General features: G+C 64.5%; 18 protein-coding genes and 1 tRNA gene. 7 read left to right on the forward strand and 12 right to left on the reverse strand.

Annotation, left to right across the window (positions count from 1 at the left end; all coding sequences use genetic code 11):
• Positions 1-5: 5 nt before the first annotated feature.
• Positions 6-1,418, reverse strand: a complete 1,413-nt coding sequence (locus tag DK847_RS12865) for an ATP-binding protein (protein ID WP_111198915.1) — start codon at positions 1,416-1,418, stop codon at positions 6-8.
• Entirely contained in the window at positions 1,412-2,113 is a 702-nt protein-coding gene (locus DK847_RS12870; RefSeq protein WP_161957257.1) for a response regulator transcription factor, read from the reverse strand. The genes DK847_RS12865 and DK847_RS12870 overlap by 7 nt, the downstream gene beginning before the upstream one ends.
• Positions 2,114-2,286: 173 nt before the next feature.
• Here DK847_RS12870 and DK847_RS12875 point away from each other — a divergent pair, with 173 nt between their 5' ends.
• Both DK847_RS12875 and DK847_RS12880 read left to right on the forward strand, forming a co-directional pair.
• Positions 2,287-2,601: a hypothetical protein gene (locus DK847_RS12875; RefSeq protein ID WP_146256115.1), complete on the forward strand. Its 315-nt coding sequence runs from the start codon at positions 2,287-2,289 to the stop codon at positions 2,599-2,601.
• The gene (locus tag DK847_RS12880) at positions 2,598-2,864 is read left to right on the forward strand and encodes a hypothetical protein (protein WP_111198918.1); all 267 of its coding nucleotides are present in this window, start codon (positions 2,598-2,600) and stop codon (positions 2,862-2,864) included. The genes DK847_RS12875 and DK847_RS12880 overlap by 4 nt, the downstream gene beginning before the upstream one ends.
• A 117-nt stretch (positions 2,865-2,981) precedes the next feature.
• Here the strand turns inward: DK847_RS12880 and DK847_RS12885 are convergent, their stop codons facing one another.
• The 4 genes from DK847_RS12885 to DK847_RS12900 all read right to left on the reverse strand — a co-directional run bounded on the left by DK847_RS12885 (position 2,982) and on the right by DK847_RS12900 (position 7,144).
• Positions 2,982-3,782, reverse strand: coding sequence for a BtpA/SgcQ family protein (locus DK847_RS12885; protein WP_111198919.1), 801 nt, complete (start codon positions 3,780-3,782; stop codon positions 2,982-2,984).
• A 52-nt stretch (positions 3,783-3,834) separates the two neighbouring features.
• A tRNA-Gly gene (locus tag DK847_RS12890) sits at positions 3,835-3,909 on the reverse strand.
• A 90-nt stretch (positions 3,910-3,999) separates the two neighbouring features.
• Complete coding sequence (locus tag DK847_RS12895) at positions 4,000-5,607, reverse strand: thiamine pyrophosphate-binding protein (protein ID WP_111198920.1); 1,608 nt, start codon at positions 5,605-5,607, stop codon at positions 4,000-4,002.
• 424 nt (positions 5,608-6,031) lie between these two features.
• Positions 6,032-7,144, reverse strand: a complete 1,113-nt coding sequence (locus tag DK847_RS12900; protein ID WP_111198921.1) for a linear amide C-N hydrolase — start codon at positions 7,142-7,144, stop codon at positions 6,032-6,034.
• 506 nt (positions 7,145-7,650) lie between these two features.
• On the opposite strand from DK847_RS12900, the gene DK847_RS12905 reads away from it, so the two are divergent.
• The 3 genes from DK847_RS12905 to DK847_RS12915 all read left to right on the forward strand — a co-directional run bounded on the left by DK847_RS12905 (position 7,651) and on the right by DK847_RS12915 (position 10,721).
• Positions 7,651-8,505 (forward strand): GNAT family N-acetyltransferase, encoded by an 855-nt coding sequence (locus DK847_RS12905; protein ID WP_161957258.1) that lies wholly within the window; start codon positions 7,651-7,653, stop codon positions 8,503-8,505.
• Positions 8,506-8,612: 107 nt separating this feature from the next.
• Positions 8,613-9,380 carry a hypothetical protein gene (locus tag DK847_RS12910; protein ID WP_111198923.1) on the forward strand — a complete coding sequence of 256 codons (768 nt, stop codon included), beginning with the start codon at positions 8,613-8,615 and terminating at the stop codon, positions 9,378-9,380.
• Positions 9,381-9,551: 171 nt separating this feature from the next.
• Complete coding sequence (locus DK847_RS12915) at positions 9,552-10,721, forward strand: hypothetical protein (protein ID WP_146256116.1); 1,170 nt, start codon at positions 9,552-9,554, stop codon at positions 10,719-10,721.
• Here the strand turns inward: DK847_RS12915 and DK847_RS12920 are convergent.
• The 4 genes from DK847_RS12920 to DK847_RS12935 form a co-directional block, all read right to left on the reverse strand.
• Positions 10,718-11,722: a DegT/DnrJ/EryC1/StrS family aminotransferase gene (locus tag DK847_RS12920; RefSeq protein ID WP_161957259.1), complete on the reverse strand. Its 1,005-nt coding sequence runs from the start codon at positions 11,720-11,722 to the stop codon at positions 10,718-10,720. The two genes, DK847_RS12915 and DK847_RS12920, sit on opposite strands and share 4 nt — an antisense overlap.
• Positions 11,719-13,197 (reverse strand): class I SAM-dependent methyltransferase, encoded by a 1,479-nt coding sequence (locus tag DK847_RS12925; protein WP_111198926.1) that lies wholly within the window; start codon positions 13,195-13,197, stop codon positions 11,719-11,721. The genes DK847_RS12920 and DK847_RS12925 overlap by 4 nt, the downstream gene beginning before the upstream one ends.
• 252 nt (positions 13,198-13,449) lie before the next feature.
• Entirely contained in the window at positions 13,450-13,905 is a 456-nt protein-coding gene (locus DK847_RS12930; RefSeq protein ID WP_111198927.1) for a hypothetical protein, read from the reverse strand.
• 144 nt (positions 13,906-14,049) lie between these two features.
• Positions 14,050-15,162 carry a 2'-deoxycytidine 5'-triphosphate deaminase gene (locus DK847_RS12935; RefSeq protein WP_111198928.1) on the reverse strand — a complete coding sequence of 371 codons (1,113 nt, stop codon included), beginning with the start codon at positions 15,160-15,162 and terminating at the stop codon, positions 14,050-14,052.
• An 83-nt stretch (positions 15,163-15,245) separates the two neighbouring features.
• Between DK847_RS12935 and apaG the strand changes: the two genes are divergently transcribed.
• Both apaG and argE read left to right on the forward strand, forming a co-directional pair.
• Positions 15,246-15,638, forward strand: a complete 393-nt coding sequence (apaG, locus tag DK847_RS12940) for a Co2+/Mg2+ efflux protein ApaG (protein WP_111198929.1) — start codon at positions 15,246-15,248, stop codon at positions 15,636-15,638.
• Between the two features lie 8 nt (positions 15,639-15,646).
• Entirely contained in the window at positions 15,647-16,804 is a 1,158-nt protein-coding gene (argE, locus tag DK847_RS12945) for an acetylornithine deacetylase (protein ID WP_111198930.1), read from the forward strand.
• Between the two features lie 168 nt (positions 16,805-16,972).
• Here argE and DK847_RS12950 read toward each other — a convergent pair whose 3' ends face one another.
• Positions 16,973-17,464: a DUF2938 family protein gene (locus DK847_RS12950; protein WP_111198931.1), complete on the reverse strand. Its 492-nt coding sequence runs from the start codon at positions 17,462-17,464 to the stop codon at positions 16,973-16,975.
• Positions 17,465-17,621: 157 nt separating this feature from the next.
• Positions 17,622-18,029: a hypothetical protein gene (locus tag DK847_RS12955; protein ID WP_111198932.1), complete on the reverse strand. Its 408-nt coding sequence runs from the start codon at positions 18,027-18,029 to the stop codon at positions 17,622-17,624.
• Positions 18,030-18,265 lie beyond the last annotated feature (236 nt).

Raw genomic sequence — 18,265 nt, forward strand, 5'->3', positions numbered from 1 at the left:
TTTAATCATAGGGAAACGACACCCAGCCGCGGCAGCCTGATCGTGGCGCGAAGCCCCCCGGCCTCGCGGTTCTCGAGCAGCAACTGCCCGCCCAGCGACTGCACGATGCGCTGGGTGATGGCGAGACCAAGCCCGATGCCGCCGGAGGCGCGGTTGCGCGAGGCCTCGCCGCGGTAGAAGGGTCTCAACACCTGCGGCAGCTCGCTGGCCGGAATGCCGGGGCCATTATCCTCCACCAGGATCACCGCGTCCTCATCCTCGGCGCGCAGGATGATGCGCACCTCATCGCCATGGCGGCGGGCATTCTGGATGAGGTTGAACAGACAGCGCTTCAGGCCTGTCGCGTCGGATGTGATCAGCAGCGGCACCGAGCGGTCTTCCTCCGCCACCGCGACGCCCGGAAAATCTTCGATCGTTCGTTCCACCAGCACCGGCAGGTCCACTGTTTCGCGCGCCGCGGCGGCCGCACCGGAGCGCGCGAATTCCAGCACCGAGTTGACGATCGCCTCGATGTCATGCACGTCGCCGGCGATCTTGGCGCCAGTCTCCTCACCGATCAGTTCCGAGCGCAGGCGGATGCGGGTGAGCGGTGTTCTCAGGTCATGCGCCAGCGCCACGGCGAGATATTCATAATCCGCGACATAGCTCTTCAGCCGCTGCTGCATGGTGTTGATGGCGCGGATCAGCCCCCGCGCCGGGTTGCTGCCGGTCTCGTCGATGGGCGCCACGCGCAGGTCATGGCCGATCTGCGTCACCGCCATCTCGAGCTGGCGGTAGGGGGCCGTCAGCCGGCGCACCGCCAGCACGCTCGCCGCCACGATGAGCAGCGAGAACAGCACATACCATTGCAGGCTGTCGGGCGAGAGCAGCGGCGGCGGCGGCGAGCGTGGCGAGGAGAGGTTCAGCCATGCGCCGTCGGAAAGCTGGATGGAGGCGAGAAAACGCCCGCTGCCGGCGAGGCTCGACGACAGGCGCGCAAGCCCCAGCTCCACCGGGCCGGGGTCGTCGGAGCGCGCGCCCGCCATGGGGTTGTGCGCGGGGCCGCCGTCCTGCTCCGCCACGCGCAGCTCAATGGCACCGCGCGCGGCGACACTGTTGAGCAGGATGTCCTCGGTCTCCGCCAGCGCGTCGTCATCCGCCACCGGGCTTGTCACCAGCGGCGTCCTGTCGAGGGAGACGCCGGGCGACAGCTGGTCGAGCAGCTTCACCGCCTTCTGACGTTCGGCCGGTGCCGCGGCGTTGATGACGCGCATTGCGCCCTCGACGCGCTCGAGCAGGCGCAGCAGGTCGCCCGCCCGGCTGGTCTGCGACACTTCATGGGTCGCGACGCCCAATGCAGTGATCTCGAGCGCAAACAGCGCCACGACCACGGTGATGATCAGCCAACCCGGGCCGGGCCGGAACAGCGCCTTCAGCATCGCGTCACCTGTCCCACCAGCATGTAGCCCACCGCGCGCACGCTCTCGATGGCGAGGGTGATGCCGGCCTTGGCCAGCTTGCGCCTGAGCCTGCTCAGCAGCACGTCCACGCTGCGGTCATAGAGCCCGGCGCTGCGGCCGAACACCTGCTGCAGGATCTGGGCGCGCGGCAGCGTGGCATTGGCATGCGCCAGGAGGAGCGCGAGGAGTTCGAATTCGGCGAAGGTCAGCGCCACGTTTTCCCCGTCCGGTGCCGTCACGCTGCGTAGGCCGGGGTCGACGACCATGCCGTCCAGCGCATGGCGCCCCGCGCCGGCCTCCGGTTCCCCGGTCTGGCGGCGGCGCACCGCGGCGCGGGCCCGCGCCAGCAGTTCGCGCGGCTCGAAGGGCTTGACCATGTAATCATCCGCACCGAGTTCGAGGCCCGTCACCTTGTCGGCGAGCTGGCCCATGGCGGTGAGCATGATGATCGGCACGCTGCTGGTGCTGCGCAGGTCGCGGCACAGGTCCAGTCCGCTCTGCCCCGGCAGCATCACGTCCAGCAGCAGGAGGTCGAACGCAGTCCGGCTGACAGCGGACTTCGCGCTCGCCCCGTCATGCGCCACATCAACTTCGAATTCGGAGCGTTCCAGATAGGCCTTCACCAGGGAGCAGATCTCCTGGTCGTCATCGACGATGAGAATGCGCGAGGCCATGGCCGCAAGGTTCCTGCAGGTGGCTCCCAGAGAGCAGAGGACTGTGGCGCATTGACGGCATGCCGCCTGCAACAAAATGCAACAGAATGCCGTCAGTCGTAACATCACCACACACCGCAGCGGTGTTAGCTTCAGCGTCAGACAGACGGGCGGTGATGCTCATGAAACGCCACATGCACATGAACGTCCTCGCCGCGCTGTCCGCCACCCTGCTGCTTCTCGGCCAGACCGATGGGGCCCAAGCTGCAACGGTGGTGAAGCCGGGTGTGAAGCGATGTGCCCTGCTGCAGTCACAGCTGACCGCGGCAGTCAGATCGAAGCACATGGTGCTCTCGCCGCGGGCCAGGTCGCTCGAGGCGGAGGCCCGGGAGTTCTGCCAGCAGGGCAAGACCGCGCAGGGTGCGCGTGCCTATGTGAAGGCCCTGAACACCCTTGGCATCATGCCCGATCTTGAAACTGCACACGTCGCAACAGGAGAAGTCCCATGAAGTCCACCCTCGCGCTCTCGCTCGGCCTCGCGGTCATCCTTGGCCTCGGCGCCGCACTGCCGGTCTCGGCCGCCACCACCACCGCAACCAGCGCTGCTGCAGCCAAGCCCACACACTACTACGTGTCGCTGAAGGCCAAGGGCCCCGGCTGCGAAGTGGTGGCCATGAAGCCCACCACCAAGCTCATGGTGGGCAAGCATTCCTTCAAGACCGAGGCCGATGCCTCGAAGGCCATGGCGGGCGACAAGGCCTGCAAGGCCTGATGGCCTGAGGGTCGAAGGGCCTCGCGGATCCCCACTCCCGCTCCACGCGAGGCCACATGCAGCGAGGGGTTGCCAGTGTCCTGGCAACCCCTCGTTCATTCATTGGTCATTTTGCGTTCAGCGCAGCGTCTCGACCTTGTCCATGAAGCGCTTCACCCGCGCGCCGTCCACCGCGTTCCAGGTAATGCCGTCGACCTTGAAATGCGTGCCGATGATGACGCCGGAGGCGAGTGCCAGCGTATCCTTCACATTGTCGATGGTGACGCCGGTATTGGCGAAGACCGGCACGTCCTTCACCGTCTCGCACACCTTCTTGAGTTGCGACTGGTCGGCGGGCTCGCCCGTCACGGGGCCGGAGACGAGGATGGCATCGGCCAGCGAGGAGAACACCGCGCTCCTTGCGCGCAGTTCGATGGGCCGCGCATCCAGCGAATGGGCGAATTCGGCGTTGATGTTGTAGAGCAGCTTCAGGTCCGGCCGGCCCAGGTTGCGGCGCAGCCTCGCCGGTGTCGCGGCATCGGGCGCCCATACGCCCATGTCGGAGGCGAAGACGCCGGTGAAGATCTCGCGCACGAACTGCGCCCCCGTCGCCGCCGCAATAGCGACGCTTGCGGTCGGGTCCCACAGGTAGTTGACGCCGAAGGGCACCTTGATCATCGGTTTCAGCGCCGCCACCACCGCGGTCATGGCGGCGGTCGATTCAAGGGTTGCCTTCAGCAGGTAGGGCCGGTCGTTCTCGTTGCCGAACATGATGGCGTCGACGCCGCCCGCCTGCAGCTTCTCGATGTCGGAGGCCACGCCGTCGATCAGCTTCTGCATGCCGCCCTTCTCGTCATAGAGCGGCGAACCCGGCATGGCGCCGATATGCGCCATGGCGATGATCACCTTCTTCCTGGAACCGAAAAAGTCGAAGACCATGCGTCTGCTCCTGGGTGAGCACCAGAAGCGACATGTTCCGGGCTGCGGGGACTGGAGCGGGCGATGGGAATCGAACCCACGACATGCAGCTTGGGAAGCTGCCGTTCTACCACTGAACTACGCCCGCGACGGGGCGGAGATTAGAGGAGCGGGGCCGGGGCGGCAAGGGGGTGGGGAGGAGGCGCATAACGCCCCCCCTGAGGAGTTGTTCTGCTTCTTAAGGCTCACGCTCGATGAGCAGGAAGCTCGGCCCGGCATAGGTAAGGGCTTTCGAAAGAACGCCCGGCACGTCGCTGGAACTTGCAATTTTCTCGACACGTGCACCGAAGCCTTCCGCGATGGACTGGAGATCGAGGTTCGGGTCGCCGAAGTCCAGTCCCACGAAATGCGTGGTGGCGAAGTCTGTCTTCATCTCGTTGCACCACAGGTCTTTCAACAGCCGGTATTCGTGGTTCACGAAGCACACGAATACGGTGGGGATGCGATACTTCGCGGCTGTCCACAGGGCGTGAATCGAGAACATGCTGCCGCCATCGCCGACAAAGCAGACAGCCGGCTTGCCACTCGCCAGGCCGATCCCGACGCTCAGCGGCATGGCCCAGCCCAGACCTCCACCGCGCGGCGAGAAGTGCACGTTTCGGAAGCCCAGAGAGACCGCCATGTCCTGCACGATCGCGTCTTCCGAGGAACCCTCGGTGACGATGTGTGTCGTGCGGTCGAGTTGACGGAGAACGTCGAGGATCAGCGCATTGCTGGCGTGTGGCCCTGAAGGCGGATACTTGGCATCGAGTGCGGCCTCATCGATTTTCCGAGGGGCCGGTGGTGTTGATGGAGCGTCCAGCGCCTTGACCAATGCCGAGAGCGTGGCATGGACATCACCAAGAACCGCGATGTCGCAGGGGAAGTCGAAGCCGAGCTGACTGGTTGCCGGGGCGATCTGGATGACCTTCAGATTGGGAGGCAGTGCCACACTTCCCGTATATGTGAAGCTGTCCACCTTCTCGCCGATCAGCAGCATGGTGTCATATCTGCCGAGCGTCTCGTTGATTGCCATGGTGGTGGGCGGAAGCTGGCCACGGGAGCGCGGGTGCAGCGGATCCACGGTTCCCTGCACGTGGAAGGGTGCCGCAAAAACATCGGCGCCGAGCGCATCGGCAATGCGGCTTACATCGCTTATGCCCTGCGCCGCACCGACAGCGTAATCTGCGACAATGACAAGCTTTCCAGGCGGAACGGCTCGGAGCGCGGTGACTGCTTCCCCAAGACCTTGCGGCACCGTATCAGCGACAATGCGGGTCTTCTTGAAGGTGGTGTGCTCGGTCTGCTCCAGCATGAAGTTCATGGGGATGGAGAGGAACACGGGGCCGCTCGGTTGCAACCGGGCCTGCAGATAGCAGCGCTGCAGTGCGATGGCTAGGTCGTCCGTGCGGGTCACTTCGTAGGAATACTTCGTTGCCGTCTGGGCCAGTTGCACATTGGGAGCGCCGAGCACCGGGTTGTGGATGAGGAAGCGCGAATCCTGCTGTCCATTGATCACAAGCAGCGGGATGCCCGACATGATTGCGTTACGCATGTTGAACATGCCATTTGCGAGGCCCGGATAGGTATGGAGGCTCACGATCGACGGCCTGCCGGTGATCAGCGCATACCCGGCGGCGATGCCAACGGCGCTCGACTCGTGGAGCGAGAGCATGTAGGTCGCCTTCGAGTTTGCCACGGCCGCGAGGAAGCTGGTTTCCGTGGTTCCTGGATTGCCGAAGACGTACGAGACATCATAGGTCGCCAGAAAATCCTGAATTAACTCTCCACCCGTTCGCACCGTCACCTTTGATCTCCCTGTTCTTTGACATTCCACTCAAGTGGAGTGTTAACCCACCAATAGAACTGCTTTTCATTAAATATCGACCACGACGTTGAGCGGTTTGATCACATTGTGGGCAGCAACAGGAAGTAGGAACAAAAACAACTATAGATCGATCAATGGTCTGCGGCTTTGCACGCCAGAGCGAGCTGCTCGTCTTAATCTAAGTGGGCGGCTCAAATGACAGTCAGCACGACCATCACCCTCATTCCCTGATGCTCCTTCGCGATCTGCTCCCAAGTCTTGCGACCCACGTTGCGAGAGATGACAGCTTTGGTGACGGGGAACCCTTGCAACTCCCTGAGCAGCTCGGACTTTGAACGGGCGGCGGGTTACGATGCGGCAAGGGGGTGGCCCCTGCGAGGACGCAGGAGGCCGCCTGGGTTGACTATTTCGAGAGATCGGTGGCCGCGGCGGGCTGGTCGATGGAGATGTAGCGGATCTCCTTGGCATCGAGGTCGAGGTCCTTCAACGAAACCTGCCGGATGGCCGGGTTGTCGTAGGTCCGGAACTGATAGATGCCGTTCTTGAGGTCGGCACTCACCGCCCACTCGGTGATCTCGTATCCCGCCACGCCGCCTCCGGCGGCGCCACCAGCCAATGTCTGGATCGCCCCCGGCGGAATGTCAAACTGGTTGAGCAGGTGGAAGGCAATCGGCATGCCCTCGGAGGCGTCCTTGAACTTCGGAGCAGTGTTCACAAGGAAGGCCGCGCGAATGAAGCGCGACTGCGAGGAATAGTCGCCAGGCTGTGCCACCTGGCCGCCACCGGTTGACCACTGCGGGAAGCTCTTGCCGTTGAACACCAGCGGCGGCACCGGCGCTGCGGTCGAGGTTGCGAACATCGACAGGCTGTCGAGGTGCCATTGCATGCCAGGGGCATTGGTCATCACGCCGGTCGGATTGTCGATCATGTTCAACTCGCCACCGACATACTCGATGGCGACGCTGTTGCCAGATGCGTCATGAACCGTGACATGAATCGGCAAAGTGCCGTTGAAAGCGGCCAGCGGTGCCCGATTGACCTTGATCTTCGAAAGCCCGGCCTTCACCTCATCGACTGTGGCAAATTGTGTGAGGATGTAGGTAAGGAGCTGATACGAGGCGATGGAGTTGGCCGCATCCGCCGCGGAAACATCCTGAAACTCGGCAATCTGAGGGAAGAAGAGAAGCCCGCCGTTCAAACCCTTCTCGTTCATGCCGTCGACGAAGTAGGGAAGGTCGAGACCATTCATGCCGGTAGCGGCATATTTGGTCTTGAACGCGAGCCCGCTACCGTCCTTGCCGTCAGGCCCGACGCCCTGGATGGTGAAGTTTCGGGGCATGACCATCAGCTTGGAGTGCAGCGGCAGCGCAAACTCCATCGTTCGGCCATAGACGAATTCACCATTCTCGGCCTTGAGCAGGAACGAGGTACAGGCATTTGCGGATGTGGCAGTGAATGCCATGAGGGCGGATACAGAGGCAGCGCAGACAGCGCGCAGGAACTTGAGCTTGGACATCTTGGTCTCCGAACGGTGGGTGATTGCGAGATGCGAGTTCTGTCATTTTTCAGGGAACAGGAAGGTCAAGGCACACTGTAGACACCTGTCGTCATCAGAGTCCTTCTGACCGGACTGAACGCGATGACTGGGTTCATAGTCACTATTGAAATTGCAAGTAATAGTAGAAACACTGATTGGCAGGGCAGATCGCTCGTCTGTCTCCTGCATGCTCGGATATGAGAAGGGCTCTTGAGAGGGCATTCACTGGGCGGGAGGCTGTTCCCGTTCAAGGCCGGCACGCCGAACGTCCTCCTTCGCCTTCCGCATGGCGGGCGGCTGATATCGAAGGGGCATTTGCCGCACGTGCCTCTTCATTGTATCGATACCGCAGTTGCGCCAGGCCACGGTTCGTCGTGTCCCGCCGGAGAGTGCCCCCTGCAGTGCCCTGACCTGTCCATTCAATGACCTGTCCATTCAATGACATCGCCTATCTGTCGGGCCTTTCGAACATCGGAACGCCAGAGATGGCAGAACATGGAGCGCTGGCGGTCCTGAAGCGCGCGGTCAGGGGCAGCGGGCACTATGATGGCGTTGGCCCCTGGCCCTATCTCTGGGTTGAATCGCCGCGGGACCTCGAGGTGCTCCGTGAAGGCTTCCGCCATCTGGTCACGCTCACGGTCGTCACTCAGCCCGGCTATGTTCATCCGGTGCAAGGCGGCGACACGTCATTCCTCAAGCACCATTTCGTCTATGATCCCGCCTTGCCGGCCCCGGTGATGAGCAGGCGCACGCGGACGCGGATCGCAAGGTGCGAGGCCAGGGCGACCTTCCGGCCCATCACCGATGTCGGGAGGCGGATGGCGTGCCTCGCACTCTACAGGCGCCTCCTGCAGCGGCGGGGACTGACCGGCTGCTACGTCGATTTTCCGGACGATCACTTCCAGGGCCTCGCCTCGCTTGAAGCTGGCGTGTTCTTCGAAGTCGTTGATGCGGACGGACCGGGAGCCTTCTCCTGTGGCGTCGTTTTCAACGGGATCCTCCAGGTCCTGCACATGGCAAGTTCGGATGAAGGCCTGCGGTGGGATGCCTCATATCTCCTGATGAAGGGCATGCAGGAGCATGCAAGAAGCAACCGGCTTCGCCTGATGACGGGAGGCATGCCGGACACCGGGTCCCCCGGGCTCCGGCAGTTCAAGCGGAAATGGGCAAATACCCATGAGCCGGTCTACATCATGAAGATCATCAACGATGCTGCCCTCTATCATGGGCTCTGCAATGGTGTCCTGCGATCGTCACGCTATTTCCCCGGCTATCGCGCCACGGCCGGCCTGGCCGCGATGGGTGGTCCCGATGCATCGCTTCCGGGAGGTCCGTTCTGACGCCGACATTCCTCATCTGGGCGCCGCGCTACTCGCACAGAAGCTCCGGGGTGCGGGCGCTCTACCGGCTCTGCCATCATCTCAACTCCTGCGGATATCCGGCTGCGATGGTGGCCAAACCCTGCAGCGATCCGCCGCCCTGGCTGTGCCCCCTGCATCGGGGTCCGGTGGGCGAGAGCATCGTCATCTATCCGGAAGTCGTCCCGGGAAATCCGCTGGGCGCCAGGAAGGTCATCCGCTGGGTGCTGAACGATCCCGGGCTGCTCGGAGGCCAGACCTTCTATTCCGATTATGAGATGGTGTTCGTCTACGATCCGCAGAAGCTCCCGGTGGTGAACCGGTCGCTGTCACGCGGCATCGGGCGCGATCGTGTCCTGTGGACAGGGCTGGTCGATCCGAGCGTGATCTATCCCGATGCCTCCGTCACCAGGACCATCGACTGTTCCTTCACCCACAAGGGCAGGGCGCTGAGCCAGCGGTTTCCCTTGCCCCATGCGAACATCCTGAGGCTGGAAGACCTGACCGCCAGCTTCAGGGACCTGGGCGACACGCTGCGGAAAACGAAGGTTCTCTACTCCTATGATCACTACAGCAATGTCCTGCGGGAAGCCGTGATCTGCGGATGCGACGTCCGGGTCATCGGCGAGGATGGCGTGTGGCACGATCCCAGGACCTGCGGCTGTCCGCTGAACATCCTCTGGCAACCGGACCTGCTCGCAACCTATGCCGATCACTTCAACAGCAGTGACTTCATCATCCCCTTCGTCAGGACGGTCGAGACGCGGTGGCCCGTGAGGAGCATCAGGTTGCCCTCACCCGCGGCCCGCACTGCAGGCCGTGCCGCGCGTCAGCGGACCGGGCCCCGGGCAGGGTGATGGCCGGTCGTCACGTGTTGCGAAACAGGAAGGCCATGCCGGCGCGCAGCGGCAACCGGCCACTCGCCGCTGTCCCGATGGTGGCCACTGTCAGAACTACCAGTTGCCGAAGCCGGCGGCGCGGTGTTTCCTGCCGCCGCTTCGTCAGTTGTGTTCATGGAGTTCACCACAATGCGGTCTCTGCTCGGCGCGCTTGCCCTTCTTGCCGGTTTCACCATCGCCCTCGCCCCGGGCCAGGCAGCGCAGTCCTCCGGCAAGCCATCACCGGCGGCGATCGTCGTCCCGTCGCAGGCCGGCAAGGTCGATGGCCGGCCCGGCAACTCGGACCGCTACATGTGGGAGGTCTTCACTTCCGCCGTCAGGCCCGCGGTGACACCGGGCAAGGCCGTGTTCGAAACCTGGGCGACGGACGAGGACATCTACCAGGCCAACCCGGTGTGGCCCACGGCCGGGGCCGAGCGGCCCATCCGCGCCAGCCGCCGCCAGACCAACTTCCACCTGGCGGGCAGTGATCTTCCGCCCTGCGGCACGCCGGAGAATCCCTGGGTCGCCAATTTCCCGCTCACCGGCTGCCTGGCGGAAGTGGTCTACCGCGACCGCCTGCAGTTCGACTACATCGTCGGCAACGGCCTCAATACCAAGGCGGGGGCGGCAGCCTTCTATGCCTCGCCGCGGGTCGTCAACTTCCCCGGCGCCTCGCTGGCGCTGAAGGCGGACTGGGTTCCCCTCACCGACCTGCTGCAATGGGTGCCGGAGTTGGGCAGCCTCGAGAATGCCCGCCGCGCCTATTACACCGTGGTCTCGGAAGGGGTGGAATATGGCCTCGTCGCCATGCACATCTCGACCGCCGCGAACCCCGCCTGGGTGTGGGGCACCTTCGAGCACCGCAACAATCCGGGCCGTTGCGATGCCACCGGCTGCTATGACAGCTTCGGCGCCCGCAGGCCGGTGGTGCTGCCCGACGAGAAGCAGTCGAACACCCAGTACGGCGCCTGCACCAAGACACCGGAGCTGAAGCGCCTGATGCAGGCCGCGGGCCTTTCCGGCGTGTGGGAGAATTATTGCCTGAAGTCCACCCAGGTGTCCTTCACCAATGCCGCCGGCAAGCCCACGGTGCTGACCAATTCGGTGACCGAGCGCCTGTCGGTCAATGGCGAGCTCATCGGGTCCTGCATCAGCTGCCACGCCTATGCCGCCTTCGGCGCCGATGGCGCACCCACCAGTGCCGCCCTCACCATGCTGGCCTACAATCCGGTGGGAAAGCCCATCGCTTCGCCCTTCGCGGATGCCAAGCCCAACGACTTCATGTGGGGCATCATCAACTTCCTCAACAGCAACTAGGCCTCAGCGGCAAACGCCCGGACGGCGTCCGTCACCGCGCTGACCTCGTCTTCACCGAGCCCGGGAAAACACGGCAGCGAGAGCACCGTGGCGCACCAGCCGTCGGCGCCGGGAAAGGCTTCCGCGTGCGCGGCCCAGGGTGCTGCGAGCCGGTGCAGCGGCTGCGGGAAGTGCACCTTGGTCTCGATGCCCCGCGCCCTGAGGAAGGCCGCCAGCGCATCCCGTCGCGGCGTGCGGACCACGGCGAGGTGCTGCAGGTCGCCCGGCCCGGACACCGGCTGAACCTCCGGTGGCAGCTGTGCAGCATATTGCGCCCCGATCGCCTGCCGCGCCGCCAGCCACCGGGGCAGGCTGGCAAGCTTCACCCGCAGCACCGCCGCCTGCAGCTCGTCCATGCGCGAGGTCAGCTGGCGCCCGTCGCGCAGCACGTCGTCACGGCCGGCCAGGTCGCGCATCAGCTGTGCCAGGCCCTCGTCGTTGGTGGTGATGGCCCCGGCATCGCCCAGCGCCCCAAGCGTCTTGGTGGGATAGAAACTCCAGCAGGCGACGGCTTCAGGCCCCGGCTGCCAGCCATGGGCATGCGCCGCGTCGAACAGGCGGCAGCCCGCCTCGCCATCGCCGGGCTGCCGGCCATAGAGCAGCACCGGAACGGCGTCGGCGTGCGGCGCCGCCATGCGCCCGTCGGGGCCGACATCGGCCAGCGCCAGCGCCACGCCGGCGCGGTGCAGCCCGATGGCGGTGAGCGGCAGGGTATTGTCCTGCAGCGTGGCGCGCTTCAGGCCGAGGGCCGCGGCGGCGATGGTCAGTGCGTCGGTTCCGCTGGCGCAGCTCACGCAATGGGCCTGGCCGCAGAAGGCTGCCCACTCGGCCTCGAAGCGCGCCGTCTCCTGCCCGCGCAGGAACCAGCCGCTGGCCAGCACGCGCTCCATCGCCTGGCGCATCGCGGGCATGAGCGGGGCATGCAGCCGCGCCACGTCGTTGAGTGGAATGGGCCTGGTCACGGCCTGGTCACGATGGCGAGGCCGGGAATGGCGCTGTCGTCCACCCGCGCCTGCCAGCCCTTCGGCAGCTGCGACAGGAACCACTGCACCCCGTTCTCCTCCCGCCATTCCGGAATGCGGTCGAGCACGGCATTGTTGATGAGCATCGTTCCGCCGGGCTTCAGCCGGCCCATCAGCGGCTGGGCATAGCGTGCCCAGTCGCGCGGTGAATTGCCGTGCAGGTCCATCACGATCAGCCCGTGCGTTTCGCGCGCCTGGGCGAGGAAGCCCACTGCCTCGGCGACGACCACCTCGACGTCGAGCCCCGCCAGGTTCTGCCGCGCGCCGCGGTCCACCCGGTCGACCGTCACCACGCGAAAGCCGCTGCCGGCAAGGATCGCCGACAGGCGCCCGCGTGAGGTGCCGAGTTCCAGCACCTCGCGGCAGGGCTGCGCCAGCGCATGGCGCAGGATCAGCCGGGTGATGGGGTGCGCGCTCGACCAGCCCGGAATGCCCCACTGGCCGATATTGCCCAGCCAGTTGGCGCGCATCACCGCGTCGGGTTCGGGGCAGCTGAACAATGTTCCGCTTTCCGTCAGCCGGTGGAAATGCGGGTTGTCGCGCCGGAACGACAGCCCGAAGTGATAGGCCCAGGCCCGGCCGATGTCGCCGCTCTGGCCGAAGTCGAGTTCCGGCTGCACGGCGCGGCCGAAGGGAAACTCGTTCAACGGAATGGGCAGCGCGCCCAGCCGCTGGAAGCAGGCCGCCACCACGCCCTGCTCGCACATGTCGCGCCGGCCGTCATGGCCATCATCGAGCGGCAGCTGGTGCAGGATGGCGCTCATGGTGTCCATGTAGCGAAGCCCCGGCGGCAGCGACACGATGCCGGAATAGAGCGCCAGCTTGCGGTCGACGAGTTCGAAATAGCGGCCATAGATGTGCGGCCCCTCCTTGTCGTCCTGCGCCACGCGCAGCGGGTCCTCTCCTGCCAGCCAGTGCTCGAACCACGGCGGCTTCGCCGTCACCACCATGTCGCCGTCGAGGATCCATTCCGGTGCGCCCGGGCGCACCCGCTCGGGAAACCACTTCCACCAATAGCCGAAATGCTCCGGCGGGCAGTCCGCCGCTGCCAGCAGATCCGCCAGGGCAGGGTTGTCATCGGGCCCGATTGGCCACCATTCCACCGGCAGCAGCGACCACGAAAGAATGTCGCGTGCCCGCTCGGGGGCAATGTCGTGGGTGCACAGGCAATAATCCACCTTGTCGCCGAACAGCCGCGTCGCCTGCGCGATGGCGGTGCGCGTCACCGCATCGTCGCGGCCATTGCCCTTGATCCAGCGCAGCACCGGGCGGCTGCCGAGCGAGAAATGCCGCCCCGCCAGCCCCTGGTGCTGCGCGAGGTCGGCCTCCGCCATGCGCTGCGCATGGGTGGTGGCGCGCCCCGTCCAGCGGCGCACGAGGTCCTTCAGATATCCGATGCCGCCCGCCGCCGCCATGTGCCCCGCCCCAACCCTGCCGATCCCCGCAGAAGATAAGCAGGCAGGCGATTTGTCCAGTGGCACGGCCGTGCGGCGGAGGCCTTGCTCCGCCGCCGCGTCCTTGACCTATTTCGCGCAGGCCGCCGGGGTGATGCCGAAATCAGGCGACTATGCGCTTTAAAGCTGAATTCAACTGGTCCGACCAAAAAAAGCGGCGGGGCATGGGGCACCCCGCCGCTGCAACCGTCATGCTGCTGAAGGAACCGGGGCTCAGCCCTTGTTGCAGTTGGTGCCGGCTGCGCAGCTTCCGCTGCTGCTCTTGCTGCTCGAACTCGACGAGTCGTCGTCGCCCGAGTCATCGTCATTGGAGTCATCGTCGCTGGAGTCGTCATCGCCCGAGTCGTCATCGGAATCATCCGGGCCGTCGTCATTGTCGTTGCCGTTGTCGTCGCCCTGGTCATGGTCGGACGGGTCGTCGCTGCCGCCGCCGGAAGAACCACCGCCGCTGTTGTCGCCATCGTCGTCGCCGCCGTCATGGCCGCTGCCGGAATTGCCGCCGCCATCATTGCCGCTGCCGGAGTTGTCGCCGCCGGAGCCGCCATCATGGCCGCTGCCCTTGTCGGCGAAGGCGGGCGTCCCGTGGGTGGTGACGGCGGCCGTGGTGATCATCAGCGCAAGCGCGCCGAGGCCGAGTGTGGACAGAAGCTTCCTGCGTTCGATCATCATGTGGTCTTCTCCTTGCTGGCGTCGAGCAGCGCCGTTGCGGCGCCGTCTGTGTGGGGTACGCACGCACCCTGCCGCACATTCCCTGTCACAAGACTGACAGGACAGATGCGCCCGCGGTTCGGAGAAAATGGAAACGGGGCAGCCTCAGCGCTGCGCGGGATCGAAGGCCCTGAAGTGCTTCGAGAGCTTCAGGCCCTGCCGCTGGTAGTTGGAGCCGATGCCCTGGCCATAGACGCGCTCGGGCGCCTCCGTCAGCGGCTCATAGACCAGCCGCCCGATGATCTGCCCGTCCTCGAGGATGAAGGGCACCTCGTGGCTGCGCACTTCCAGGACCGCACGCGCACCTTCTCCGTGTCCGGACGAATGTCCGAAGCCGGGGTCGAAGAAGCCGGCGTAATGCACGCGGAACTCGCCCACCAGCGGGTTGAAGGGCACCATCTCGGCGGCATGCGCCGGGGGCACGCGCACCGCCTCCTTGGAGGCGAGGATGTAGAACTGGTCGGGGTCCAGCACCAGCGACCCGCGCTGCCAGATCGGCTCCCAGTAGTCGAGCACCGCGAGGGCCGCCTTGCGGTCGACGTCGACGAGGCCCGCATGGCGCTTGGCGCGGAAGCCCACCGGGCCGTCCTCGCCCAGCGTCGACAGGTCGACGGAAAGTGCCAGCCCGTTGTCGATGTTCACCTCGCCCGACGAGATCAGCCCCTCGCGCGCATGCAGTTCGCGGATGAGGTCGTCGGTGGCAAGCGATGCCCCCTGGCGGAAGCGGATCTGCGACAGGCGCGAGCCTTCGCGCACCAGGATGGGGAAGGTGCGCGGCGAGATCTCGGCATAGAGCGGGCCTTCATAGCCTTCCGGCACCTTGTCGAATTCCTGCGCATGATCGGTGATGACGCGCGTGAAGATGTCGAGCCGCCCGGTGGAACTCTTGGGGTTTGCCGCGGCGGCAACGCCCTTCGGCAGCTTCAGGCTCTCCTGCAGCGGCACGATGTAGACGCAGCCCGTCTCCAGCACGGCGCCATCGCCCAGCGGCATGCGGTGCAGCGACAGTTCCTTGACGCGGGCTTCCACCGTGGCGCGGGGCCCTGGCAGGAAGGAGGCGCGCACGCGATAGGCCCATGCCCCCAGCCGCAGGTCGAGGCTGGCCGGCTGGATCTGGTCCGCGTCGGCCGGCCGCGCGAGGCGGATCAGGCCCTCCTCGCAATAGCGGGCAATGGTCCGGGCGGGCAGGATGCCGCGGGTTTCTCGTGGGGTTCCCATGACCACCACATGGCGGAATTGGTGCGGGCTTGGCAAGTGTCTTCGCTGTGGAAAACCCCGCCACATGGGCTAAACTGCCGCTCATGTATGAGCGCATCACCCGCGGCGTGAAGGTCATCGTCCGCCCCCGCTATCTCGACGGCCAGTCGAAGCCGGAGGATGGGCATTATGTCTGGGCCTATTCCGTCACCATCGAGAACCATGGCCGCGAGACGGTGACCCTGCGCACCCGCTACTGGAAGATCACCGATGCGCTGGGCCAGGTGCAGGAGGTGCGCGGCGCGGGCGTGGTCGGCGAGCAGCCCACGCTGCAGCCGGGCGACAGCTACAGCTACACCTCCGGCTGCCCGCTCAAGACCTCGTCGGGCTTCATGGCCGGCGCCTACCAGATGCAGCTTCCCTCCGGCGAATTCATCAATGTCGAGATCCCGGCCTTCTCGCTCGACAGTCCGCACGAAAAACACCCCATCAACTGACAGAGATCATGACAGGAACCCGCTATTCGACCGAGGAGATGCTGGCCCGCCTCATCGCCTTCGACACGACCAGCCGTGACGGCAACATTCCCCTGATCGAATTCGTCGAGGACTATCTCGATGGCTGGGGCGTTCCGTATTTCCGCGTCGATTACGAGGCCAACAGGAAGACCAACCTCTTCGCCACCATCGGGCCCGCCATCGCCGGCGGCATCGTGCTCTCGGGCCACACCGACGTGGTGCCGGTCGACGGCCAGCCCTGGACGAGCGACCCCTTCGAACTGACGGCGCGTGATGACCGGCTCTTCGGCCGCGGCACCTGCGACATGAAGGGCTTCCTCGCGGTGTGCCTGGCGGAGGTGCCGAACTTCCTCGCGGCGGGCCTCAGGACGCCCATTCACCTCGCGCTGTCCTGTGACGAGGAGGTCGGCTGCAAGGGCGTGCGCCCGCTCGTCGCCCACATGCGCGACAATCTGCCCAAGCCGCGCGCGGTGATCGTGGGCGAGCCCACCTCCATGCAGGTGGTCAACGCCCACAAGAGTGCCGTTACCTTCTCGACCGAGGTGACGGGCCACGAGGCCCATTCCAGCCTCACGCACCATGGCGTCAACGCCATCCTGGTGGCGGGCGAGCTCCTCTCCGAGATCAGCCGCATCCGGGAGCACCTGATCGAGGTGGGTGATCCCACCCACCGCTTCAACCCGCCCTATTCGACGGTCCATGTCGGCGTCATCGCGGGTGGAACGGCCAAGAACATCATTCCGCGCAAATGTTCCTTCCAGTGGGAGACGCGGCTGCTGCCTACCGCCGACACCACTTACGTGCCGCACCGCTTCGACAGCTTCGCGCGCAAGCTCGAACCGGCGATGCAGGCGGTGGCGCCTGAAACCGGCATCGCCACCGAGGCCGTCAACAGCGTTCCCGGACTGGCGCCCGAGAAGGATTCCCCGGCGGAGAGCCTTGCCCTCCACCTCGCCGGCGCCAATTCCACCCATGCGGTCAGCTACTGCACCGAGGCGGGCCTCTTCCAGCAGATCGGAATCCCGGCCGTCATCTGCGGCCCCGGTTCCATCGAGCAGGCCCACAAGCCGGACGAATGGATCGACGTCTCCGAACTCAGGAAGTGCGAGTCCTTCATGGGAAAACTTGTTTCCAAGCTGTCCTAGCACCCATCCGGCCAGCCATGTGAGGAACATCAGCATGGCGGTATACATAGCATGAATAGGAATGAAAGTCAAGGATATAATTCCTGAAACTTTTATTCCTCCGTGGAAATCGCACCACTCCCTCAACGCGTCACCCCAGCCAAAGCTGGGGCCCGGCTTCGGGTGGCGCTATTTCCGAACCCCCATCACCATCGCGCCGACCGCCAGCCCGATCCCGAAGCTCGAATGATGCACCAGCGTCCGCCCGATGATCAGCCACGGCGTCGCCGTGGCGCTCGCCAGCACACCCATGCCCATCAGCGGCATCTGCACGAGGAAGGGGAAGGCCATGGTCACGAGGCCGAACAGCAGGCCGTTCCACAGCGTCGGCTTGCGCTTCATCAGCTTCAGCACCGTCAGGTAAACCGCCGCGAAGACCACCGAGATCGTGTAATAGGCCGCATGCCCCGCGAGCAGCTCATGCGGCAGGCTGGGCGCCTGCCCGATCCCCGTCACATAGGGCTGGCCCTGCAGCACCATCAGGAACCACCGCCCAGTGATCGACCAGTTGACCGGCGGAAAGCCGGTGACCCACTGATACAGCATGCGCCCGATATCCGCCGCCGTCGCCCCGGCAAGTCCGGTGATGAGGATGGCGAGGGGCGGTGGCAAGCGGCGCATGGGCAATCATCCTGTTGATGATCCTGAGTGACGCGCTCGGCAAGTAAAGTCAATTCGCAGAAACTCAGGACAACAGAGCTTACCAGGTCGTCACCCCAGCGAAAGCTGGGGCCCAGCTACTGGGAGCCAAGCAAGCAATCGAGACAATAAAACTCGCTTAACTCTGTATACGGACGAATTTTTCAAACTCGATTTCTTCGTCTGGATCAAATCCAGCTCTACTCAGGCATTCGCAGACGGTAGATTGAACCCATCTTTTACCCTCATCTGCGACATCAATAGCAGATTTCCCGTCGTAGGGGCCGCCTCGGAGGACAAGTCCTTCCGTCTCGCCGTCATTGAGTAAGTAAAGAATGCCCGTTCGAGCCTTTGCTTCCCCTTGAGCATTTATGATCGACTCGTAGGCGCCGAACTCATACTCCTTAAGAATGTTGTTCCGTTCACGATGGATGAATTCCCAGTAGATTGGGAACTGGTCCTTATTGGCGCGCAGTTCATGCCACTTCTCAATCAGCGACCGCCTTACCTCCTCGGGGAAGCATGCTTTGGCATCTTTGTTCCGCATCACATCAATTGACGCTCTTAGTAGTGAACAGAGCCCTGCCCATCTGACACGCCATCGCGAGTATCTCAAACTTTCTGTCCTCAACTCGGCGATCTCAACCTCACAATCCCGGCTGACCCGATATGAGGCAAGGAATTGCTTAGTAGGCATCTTGAGGTGCCGATATTGACTAAGTACACTCATTCCAAACCCCTGTTGTCGACCAACCTCCCAGTTGTAGGTTGGACCGGTTCACC

The sequence above is a fragment of the Aestuariivirga litoralis genome (assembly GCF_003234965.1).
GTDB lineage: Bacteria > Pseudomonadota > Alphaproteobacteria > Rhizobiales > Aestuariivirgaceae > Aestuariivirga > Aestuariivirga litoralis.

Excerpts from the sequence above, each read along its gene's own strand:
- DK847_RS12950 (WP_111198931.1), bottom strand. The coding sequence starts at position 17,464 with ATGCGCCGCTTGCCACCGCCCCTCGCCATCCTCATCACCGGACTTGCC.
- DK847_RS12915 (WP_146256116.1), top strand. The coding sequence starts at position 9,552 with ATGCGGTCTCTGCTCGGCGCGCTTGCCCTTCTTGCCGGTTTCACCATC.
- DK847_RS12885 (WP_111198919.1), bottom strand. The coding sequence starts at position 3,782 with ATGGTCTTCGACTTTTTCGGTTCCAGGAAGAAGGTGATCATCGCCATG.
- apaG (WP_111198929.1), top strand. The coding sequence starts at position 15,246 with ATGTATGAGCGCATCACCCGCGGCGTGAAGGTCATCGTCCGCCCCCGC.
- DK847_RS12910 (WP_111198923.1), top strand. The coding sequence starts at position 8,613 with ATGGTGGCCAAACCCTGCAGCGATCCGCCGCCCTGGCTGTGCCCCCTG.
- DK847_RS12875 (WP_146256115.1), top strand. The coding sequence starts at position 2,287 with ATGCACATGAACGTCCTCGCCGCGCTGTCCGCCACCCTGCTGCTTCTC.
- DK847_RS12880 (WP_111198918.1), top strand. The coding sequence starts at position 2,598 with ATGAAGTCCACCCTCGCGCTCTCGCTCGGCCTCGCGGTCATCCTTGGC.
- DK847_RS12900 (WP_111198921.1), bottom strand. The coding sequence starts at position 7,144 with ATGTCCAAGCTCAAGTTCCTGCGCGCTGTCTGCGCTGCCTCTGTATCC.
- DK847_RS12865 (WP_111198915.1), bottom strand. The coding sequence starts at position 1,418 with ATGCTGAAGGCGCTGTTCCGGCCCGGCCCGGGTTGGCTGATCATCACC.
- DK847_RS12930 (WP_111198927.1), bottom strand. The coding sequence starts at position 13,905 with ATGATGATCGAACGCAGGAAGCTTCTGTCCACACTCGGCCTCGGCGCG.
- DK847_RS12905 (WP_161957258.1), top strand. The coding sequence starts at position 7,651 with ATGGCAGAACATGGAGCGCTGGCGGTCCTGAAGCGCGCGGTCAGGGGC.
- DK847_RS12955 (WP_111198932.1), bottom strand. The coding sequence starts at position 18,029 with ATGCGGAACAAAGATGCCAAAGCATGCTTCCCCGAGGAGGTAAGGCGG.
- DK847_RS12925 (WP_111198926.1), bottom strand. The coding sequence starts at position 13,197 with ATGGCGGCGGCGGGCGGCATCGGATATCTGAAGGACCTCGTGCGCCGC.
- DK847_RS12870 (WP_161957257.1), bottom strand. The coding sequence starts at position 2,113 with ATGGCCTCGCGCATTCTCATCGTCGATGACGACCAGGAGATCTGCTCC.
- argE (WP_111198930.1), top strand. The coding sequence starts at position 15,647 with ATGACAGGAACCCGCTATTCGACCGAGGAGATGCTGGCCCGCCTCATC.
- DK847_RS12935 (WP_111198928.1), bottom strand. The coding sequence starts at position 15,162 with ATGGGAACCCCACGAGAAACCCGCGGCATCCTGCCCGCCCGGACCATT.